The organism is Ruegeria sp. BF7, from assembly GCF_056538605.1.
Map to the genome: position 1 here is coordinate 1 of NZ_JBQFTM010000033.1, position 7,748 is coordinate 7,748.

At 54.7% G+C, this 7,748-nt stretch carries 6 protein-coding genes; 4 read left to right on the plus strand and 2 right to left on the minus strand.

The window, feature by feature from the left end; all coding sequences use genetic code 11:
* Positions 1 to 151 precede the first annotated feature (151 nt).
* Genes ACR0IK_RS24000 through ACR0IK_RS24015 form a run of 4 tightly spaced genes read left to right on the plus strand, consistent with a single transcriptional unit; the run spans position 152 to position 4,702 of the window.
* Positions 152 to 1,330 (plus strand): glycosyltransferase, encoded by a 1,179-nt coding sequence (locus tag ACR0IK_RS24000; RefSeq protein WP_480643635.1) that lies wholly within the window; start codon positions 152 to 154, stop codon positions 1,328 to 1,330.
* 14 nt (positions 1,331 to 1,344) lie between these two features.
* Entirely contained in the window at positions 1,345 to 2,676 is a 1,332-nt protein-coding gene (locus ACR0IK_RS24005) for a lipopolysaccharide biosynthesis protein (protein ID WP_480643639.1), read from the plus strand.
* Positions 2,673 to 3,506 (plus strand): sulfotransferase family protein, encoded by an 834-nt coding sequence (locus ACR0IK_RS24010; RefSeq protein ID WP_480643636.1) that lies wholly within the window; start codon positions 2,673 to 2,675, stop codon positions 3,504 to 3,506. Before ACR0IK_RS24005 ends, ACR0IK_RS24010 begins: the two co-directional genes overlap by 4 nt.
* Before the next feature lie 20 nt (positions 3,507 to 3,526).
* Positions 3,527 to 4,702, plus strand: coding sequence for a polysaccharide pyruvyl transferase family protein (locus ACR0IK_RS24015; protein WP_480643640.1), 1,176 nt, complete (start codon positions 3,527 to 3,529; stop codon positions 4,700 to 4,702).
* 67 nt (positions 4,703 to 4,769) lie between these two features.
* Here the strand turns inward: ACR0IK_RS24015 and ACR0IK_RS24020 are convergent, their stop codons facing one another.
* Both ACR0IK_RS24020 and ACR0IK_RS24025 read right to left on the minus strand, forming a co-directional pair.
* Entirely contained in the window at positions 4,770 to 5,771 is a 1,002-nt protein-coding gene (locus ACR0IK_RS24020; RefSeq protein WP_480643637.1) for a hypothetical protein, read from the minus strand.
* A 302-nt stretch (positions 5,772 to 6,073) separates the two neighbouring features.
* Entirely contained in the window at positions 6,074 to 6,817 is a 744-nt protein-coding gene (locus tag ACR0IK_RS24025; protein ID WP_480643638.1) for a hypothetical protein, read from the minus strand.
* Positions 6,818 to 7,748: the final 931 nt, after the last annotated feature.

Consider the following 7,748-nt stretch of genomic DNA (forward strand, 5'->3'; position numbering starts at 1 on the left):
GGTTCAGACCGGCGCCTATCTCGGAGAGGACGACATCGTCCGATACGAGGACGTCTACGCCCGAGGCCAAGGCGCAAAGGGCTGAACAGCCCAGGCTGATCGACGATAGCCGCCATTGGGAAGGGTGCACAGCAGGTCTCAAGGATTTACCATGACTGAAGTAAACGAATTTGTTTCGCAGAATATGGAAAACTCCAAAATGGATTTTTCCGGCCTGCGGGTCGCCATCGTGCACTACTGGTTTGTCGGAATGCGGGGTGGGGAAAGGGTCGTCGAAAGCCTGCTCGACCTGTTCCCGAACGCGGTCATTGTCACCCATGTGTACGATCCGGAAAAGGTCAGCGACAAAATTCGCAAGCAGGACGTGCGCGAAACGTTTATCTCCAAACTCCCCGGCGCTCGGAAGCACTATCAGAAATACCTGCCATTGATGCCTCTTGCGCTCGAACTGATCGACATGACCGAGTTCGACGTGATCATTTCAAGCGAAAGCGGGCCCGCAAAGGGGATCATCCCCCGGCCCGACGCCGTGCATCTTTGCTATTGCCATTCACCGATGCGCTACATCTGGGACCACTATCATATCTACCGTGCGTCTGCGGGACGTCTGGCAAAGCTCATAATGCCTTTCGTGGCGCACAAGCTGCGGATCTGGGATGTCAGCAGCGCCGCCAGGGTCGACCGTTTCGTGGCAAATTCCGGTTTCATCGCGCAGCGCATCGAAAAATACTACCGACGGGACGCGGATGTCGTTTTCCCCCCTGTCGAAGTGGCCGAGTTCAGTATTTCCGAAGACGTAGGAGACCACTATCTGCTGGCCGGTGAAATGGTGTCGTACAAACGGGCTGATCTGGTGGTGGATGCGTTCAACGCTTCGGGCCGCAAGTTGGTTATGGTCGGCGACGGGGAAATGCGCGCCGAGTTGGAACAAAAAGCCAGGAGCAACATCACTTTCCTGGGGCGGGTTCCCTTTGCCGAACTGAAACACCAATTCGCAACCTGCAAAGCGCTGGTGTTTCCCGGTGAAGAAGACTTCGGGATCATTCCGGTCGAGGTTATGGCGTCGGGGCGGCCGGTCGTGGCCTACGGCCGTGGCGGAGCCCTGGACACGGTTTTGCCCGGCGTGTCCGGTGTGCATTTTCATGAACAAACCGTCGACGCTCTGAACGCGGCGATCGACACGCTTGAAGCGGATGTGGCACTTGTGAATTCTCCGAAGAAAATACAGGCGCACGCTGCCCGTTTCGATCAGCAGGTTTTCAAGGCGCAAATTGCAGAATTGGTGGCACAGGAACTGGGTCTGGCCGTAACAGACGCGCGCAGCGCATAGTGGCCTTGAGCGACATGAACACAGGCACCATCGCAAAGTCCGGCAAGAGATTTGCTCTAAAAAGCCTGTCGGCTTTGTTCATTAAATGTGCGGCAGCCGGGCTTTCGTTCGTTATGTTCGTTGCCTTGTCGCGCGGCCTTGGTGACGACGGTTTCGGGCGGTTCAGCTTTGCCTTCTCGTTGGCCACGATCCTCGCAGTTGCCGGCACTGTCGGACAGCGCAATGTGGTCTTGCGCTTTGCCTCTTTCTACCTGCACGACCACGACGAAGCCAAAGCCCGAGCGGTCGTGCGGTTCAGCTACAGAATCGTTCTGCTGGGCTCTGCGACGGCTGCGTTGGGGCTGGCGCTTGTGGCGGCAATCCTGCCCGCCTTTGAAGGTCAGCGAACCCTGCTTTGGGCGACCGCGCTCTTTACCGTCGTTCTGGCTCTGGCCGAGTTTCAGCCCAACCCGCAACGGGCTGCGGGCTCTGTCTGGTGCGCGCTGCTGCCCAGGGACGTCATGTTTCGCCTGGCCGTCATTGCCCTGGCCATGATGGCCGCATCAGGTATGACCCCTGCGCTCGACCCGGTCACAACGTTGTTGATGATGTCGGGTATTCTGGGCGGGTTGTTTCTGGCTCAGTCCTTCCTGGTGCCGCTGACCAATCCGGTGCGGCTGATAGCCGATGATGCCGATTTTAGCCAAAAGAGCCGATGGATTTCCGCCTCATGGGGAATGTGGGGGAATTCGGTGGTCAATGCGTCTGGCCGGAATATAGCGATTGTCATTGTTGGCGGCCTTCTTCCAGCGGCCGTTGTCGGCGCGATTTTCGCCGCTTTGCGTACGGCCATGGTGCTGGAGTTATTCCTGATGGCGATCAACATTGTCGCCGCCCCGCTGCTTGCGGCACAGCTGGGTAAACAGGACTTTGACGCCGCCCGAAGCACCTGCCGCCGCATCAGCTTGATGTTGGGGATGCCAACATTGGCAAGTTTCGTGGTTTTTGTTCTTTGGGGCGATCAGGTGCTGGAACTGTTCGGCCCGGGATATGCCACGGCACATCCAGAACTCATCGTGATCAGCCTCGGCTATCTGGTCAGCGCTTTTGCGGGTCCGACGGCGCAGATCATGGAAATGTCCGGGCACGAGCGGGTTCACTTCGTGATGCTGGTTGTTACGACCGGTCTTTCTCTTGCGGCCTTGCCTGTCGCCGTCGCCCTATGGGGGTCAATGGGCGCAGCAGTGTGCATCAGTTGCAACCTCATCGCTCTGAACGTTGCAGCATATATCTACATTTTCAGAAAAATCGGTATTTCCTCAGGCCTTGTGAATCTGGCCTTGTTGACCAAGGAGCGCAGGCAGTGACCAACAACACCCTACCCGTCAATTTTCTGTATCTGGGTGGCGACAAGTGCGGGTCCACCTGGATTTGGCACATACTGAACCAGCATCCCGATGTTGCGTTGGCCAACGCAAAAGAGATTTTCTATTTCGACCGTTTCTATGACAAAGGCGCGGACTGGTATCGCCGTCAGTTTCCAGCACAGCCTCAGGCCACGCGGATCGGTGAAATCTGTCATGACTATCTTTATTCCGAACCAGCACTGGAGCGCATTGCCCGCGATCTGCCGCAAGACAGCCGATTTCTGGTAACTGTGCGCGAGCCGGTATCCCGCAGTGTCTCTCATTGGAAATACCTGCAAAAAATTGGCCGGACGTCGGCCAGCTTCGAAGACGCCGTGGTACAACAGCCGCAAATCATCGAGCATTCCCTGTTTGGAAAACACGTGAAAAACGCGGTGCATCACCTTGGGGCTGAACGGGTGCATGTCCTTGATTTTATGCAACTCAGAACGGATCCTAAGGGTTTTGGCCGGTCCATGAGCGACGCCCTTGGTATCCCCTTCGCGGAAACGATCCCTTATGAAGAGCGCATTTTGGAAGCCCAAGCTGCCCGCAATGCAATGCTGGTCGGGGTATTGCGCAATGGTGGTTGGATACTCCGTCACCTGGGGCTGCCAAGTCTGGTGTCAAAGGTGAAAAGCAGTCCGCTTGTATCCCGCGCGCTGTACACATCCAGCCCGGCGCAAAAGCCTGCTGAACCTTGTGCGGAGATACTGAATGAGTTGACTGAACGATTTGCGCCGGATCAGGCAATTCTGGCCGAACTCATGGGAACGGAGCAGGTTGCATGAAAATTGTTCTGGCCGCTGTTATGCACAGCCCGAATCTGGGTGACGGCCTGATCGCGGATTGTTTGACCGAGCAGTTCCGCCATCAGGACAGTGGGGTTGATATCCGCTGGCTGGATCTCGCCGGACGTCGGACCTTTGCAACGCCTTCAAAGGGTGCCCGCACCTTTCTGCTGTCTCTGCTGACCTGCTTGCCGCAAAGCTTGTCGCAAGCACTGGCAAAACAGTTGGTCAAACGGCAGATCCGCACCAGCCTCGAGCCGCTGATCCCGAAGAGTTTTCAAGATGCTGATGCCGTGGTGATCGGTGGCGGGCAGCTGCTGGGGGATGCGAACCTGAATTTCCCGCTCAAGATTGCCCGTGTCGTTGAAGAAGCGGAAAAGCGCGGCCTGCCAATCGCGATCCATTCGGTTGGTGTTGCAAAATCCTGGTCACCCCGCGGCAGGCATCTCTTCTCCTTATTGCTTGCCTCTCCGAATCTGCGTTTCGTATCCGTGCGCGATCAGGGGTCTGCAGACAATCTGCGTCACCACTGCAATTCGCTTGGGATTGACCTCCCTGAGATTCATATTTTTCCCGATCCGGCGCTGACCGCCGGTGAGCTGGAGTTGCCTCAGGCCCCTGAGGTCGCCGTCGGTGCCATCGGTGTCGGGATCGCCCATCCGGCCGCGATCAAAACCCACGCCGATCAGGACGCGCTGAATTTCAGACAGTCCCTGTCTCAGTATCAGGCGATCCTGGCTGAGCTTCAGCAGCGCAATGAAAACGTCGCTCTGTTCACGAATGGCGCGGGCGAAGACGAGGAGATGCTTGACGCACTCTGGCAATCTCTTCCCTCCCGGCAGGGAATATCCCGTCTGCCAAGGCCGCAAACTCCGCGGGACTTGGTTGCGGCGATCCAGGCAATGGATATGGTCGTTTCACACCGTCTGCACGCCTGCATAACGGCCCATGCCGTAGGAACGCCTGCCATCGGTTTTCGATGGGATTCCAAGGTTGACGGCTATTTCGCTCTTGTGGGTGAATCAGATAATCTGTTGCGTTTCAGCGAAAAGCCTGAACGCATTGCAGACCATGCCGTACGCCTGAAACAGACCCAAAAAACCGCAGAGATTGCGCAGCAAACACCCTTAATCCAAATTGGTGCGCATCAATTGCTAAACAGTTTGGCTGTTCAGGGCTTATCTGTCGCAAGCTGAAACCGATAACGTCGGCAAACAATTGGCCGGTTGACTAACCAGAGGCCAAAAGCGTTGAAAAAATACTCTACATAAACTCCATGCTTCTGAATAGCACATGGAAAAAACCTAAAAACGCCAACCCCGGAAACAACTTCGTGGGTATGAGCGTTGCCAAAACCGGGATGAAAAAGAAGAAGTATCGCGCGTTCTGAAAGGCATATGTGACGTGGGTGTAGAAAAAATACACCGAAAAGAAGCAGGCCACCAGCCAAAGGTGATCCTTTAGGTTTTGCCTGAATTCACGCGAGCAACATAAAAATACGGCTACGACCACCGAAAACAACGCGTCTATCCAGTAGGCTCCGGTATGCAAGCTAAAGAAATGAAAGCTGGCGAAAAACACCGATAAGCTCTCCAATGGAGAGTAATCCGGGTTGGCAACGTTTCTCGTCCAGTCGAACCGTTGTATCAGCCCGCCTATCCATGGAAACGAAAACGCAGCCCCGGTTTTCATTGCTGCATCCAGAAAAACCGCAAACCCTACAATGCCGATTGGCACCGATCTTTTGAATCCTGCGTTCTGCAGAAATAAAGCAGCCCGAAAAGTCAAAAGAACTCCGAGGTTTGCCTCACCGGTCACGTAGAGCAATGCAGCCAGTAGCGCCATCACCGCCCCTTCGGCTCTTGTAGAAAGGTTGGGACGTATCAAGCAGAGAGGAAAGTAAAAGAATTCCCAGTAGATCTTCGAGAAAAGAAAGATTGAAAGCGGCCATATCGCCGCTAGTAAAGCAGTCTTTTTGTCAATGAGCTTAAAAAAAATCAGGACAATGGTTATCCCAACATTGAATACGAACAAAACCAATCTGGTCCAGATTTCACTGGTCCATACGTGGTTCAATCGGGTGTTTTTTTCGAAAGACAGGAGGTTTACAAAAAATTCGACTGCCTTGATCTCATCCGGTCGTCTTTCATAGGTGAAGAACGCAGCCTGAAACGCGAAGTTAAAGACCACAAACAGGATAACCGCACCAATTATCAAGTACGTGTTTCTCTCGTTTGCCCGCCGATCCGCAATAACTTCGACCATTATTCAGACTTTTGACCTTTTTTGGTTTACTTCGTCGTCGTTGATTAAAGTCCATTCGACAACACGAAAAAAAATGCAATTGAACATGCCCGGCTTTTTCGCCCCGCACCCTATAGGCCAGTTACCGGATGAAAGCGAGAGGGCATTAGTCCAGCGGTGTTAGCAGTCGATGAGCCGCCGACCGATTTTGCGTATTTAGGTGTCGAGTAACAACTCTCCCCCAACGACGGTCAAGGCGCTGCCGTGCGCAACCTGAACCCGAGCGTCAGGCGTGACCCAGGCTGCGCGGCAGATGTTGTTTCTCAGGCAATGCCGCCCGATTTCTTTGCATAGAACTTGCGAACCAGTGCTTGTTCCTCGGGGCTGGGAACCCGGCTCATGTGAATGCTGCCATAGTTGCGGATATTCGAGGCATTGGGACCGAACAGCAGGTAAGGGTCCGTTCCGTCATCCGCCAGCGTGACACCACTCCCGGTAACGATCTGCCCGTTCACATTGGCAGACCTCTGGGCGGCGTCATGCGTTGCCGTAACCACGACATCAACGCCGATCAGCGACGCAGGCGCATCCACATTGGTCGGTGCACCACCAAAAGCAACCGTCACCCGCCGGGGCTGCGATTGTGGCGTCGAAATCAACGGTTGCCGCCGTCCGCCGTTGTTGCTGATGATATGGGCAAAGGCACGGTTGATGCTGATCGTCCGAAAGGCAACGGCTTCGAATAAATCCACCGAGAACGGCACGGTGCCCTGAAACTCCAGCAGGTCATCCACACCGTCGCTTTCCAGCCAGCGATGGGTGCCGTCGGTCTGATAGGTTGGCGCAGCTGCCGTATTCGGCGCCAGAAAGTAACCTCCCAGGGTGCCCTTGTTGTTCAGACGTCGGACGGGATCGCCCGCAGACGTTACTGGCACGGTGCCCGATGCGTCCTGAAACAGCGCGGAAAGGTCTGACGGGTCGCACCACAACAATGGGTCAAGGCCACCTATGCCGCCATGTTTGGTTCGAACTGCCAGTGTTGTCGTGGAAAGGCCAAGATCGATCATGCTGATTCACCCCATTGCGTTACCAGGACTGCGCGTTCCATCCATTCAGCGGTGCAGGGCCTGACAACCCGGTAAGAGTTTGGCTTTTGGGGCATGTTCTCAGTTCTCCATCTGGATACTAGTTTCAATCGCTCTCACCGATGTGCCGACCCCCCCCGGAACCGCCTCTGTGTGCGGTAATGCTTTAGTCATCCAAGCAAGGACGCCTAAAAGGGGAAGAAAGCCGCCCGCGATTTTTCGGTCAGCCGAGATGTTTTGCGAAATTCGTTGAATTCTTATTAGCCGACAGTCCGGCCTGTTCGGATCGAACCGCGGCCTCACACATTATACCTGCCCCGTCAGAGACGTTATGCTGGGGGATACTTACTGAAACGGCGCCAAACTTTGCGACGACCCACACTGCGCCCAATCGTGGCTGGACCAACAAGACTCAAAATCGAAGATCGACTCCACCTTCAAAACCACCAGGCATTTCCGGTCAGTGCCTCTCAACAATGGCTTTCGTTGGGTCGGAGCTGCCTGTTTCAAGACCATCTCACAAAATGTCGCATTCAAAGTCTTAGTCAACAGGACCCGAGCTTTGTCGATTGGACCGCTCGCGCATCATCGTTCGAGACCGAATCGTTCCGGTGCGAAGGTCAACGGCTACCTTTTCCTGCACAGAGTACGGTTTTTGAGGTTCGCTCATCTAACCTCAGTTTCAGTCTCAATAATCTCCGACACTCAACCTTCGATTGTATGTCGACGAGGTGTGTGGTATACCTCCGGCGACGAACCGCTGCAACTGCGCAACAATTGTGCAAGTACTTGGGTTTTTAACCCAAAATTTGTTTTAAATCGTAAATACGTTTCGTCGCGGGTTTATCCGGGGCGCCGTTTGATTGCTTCTTTGATGCATTAGCAGTTGCTCTATAGAGTCAGGATAAATTTA

Excerpts from the sequence above, each read along its gene's own strand:
- ACR0IK_RS24005 (WP_480643639.1), top strand. The coding sequence starts at position 1,345 with ATGAACACAGGCACCATCGCAAAGTCCGGCAAGAGATTTGCTCTAAAA.
- ACR0IK_RS24000 (WP_480643635.1), top strand. The coding sequence starts at position 152 with ATGACTGAAGTAAACGAATTTGTTTCGCAGAATATGGAAAACTCCAAA.
- ACR0IK_RS24015 (WP_480643640.1), top strand. The coding sequence starts at position 3,527 with ATGCACAGCCCGAATCTGGGTGACGGCCTGATCGCGGATTGTTTGACC.
- ACR0IK_RS24020 (WP_480643637.1), bottom strand. The coding sequence starts at position 5,771 with ATGGTCGAAGTTATTGCGGATCGGCGGGCAAACGAGAGAAACACGTAC.
- ACR0IK_RS24025 (WP_480643638.1), bottom strand. The coding sequence starts at position 6,817 with ATGATCGATCTTGGCCTTTCCACGACAACACTGGCAGTTCGAACCAAA.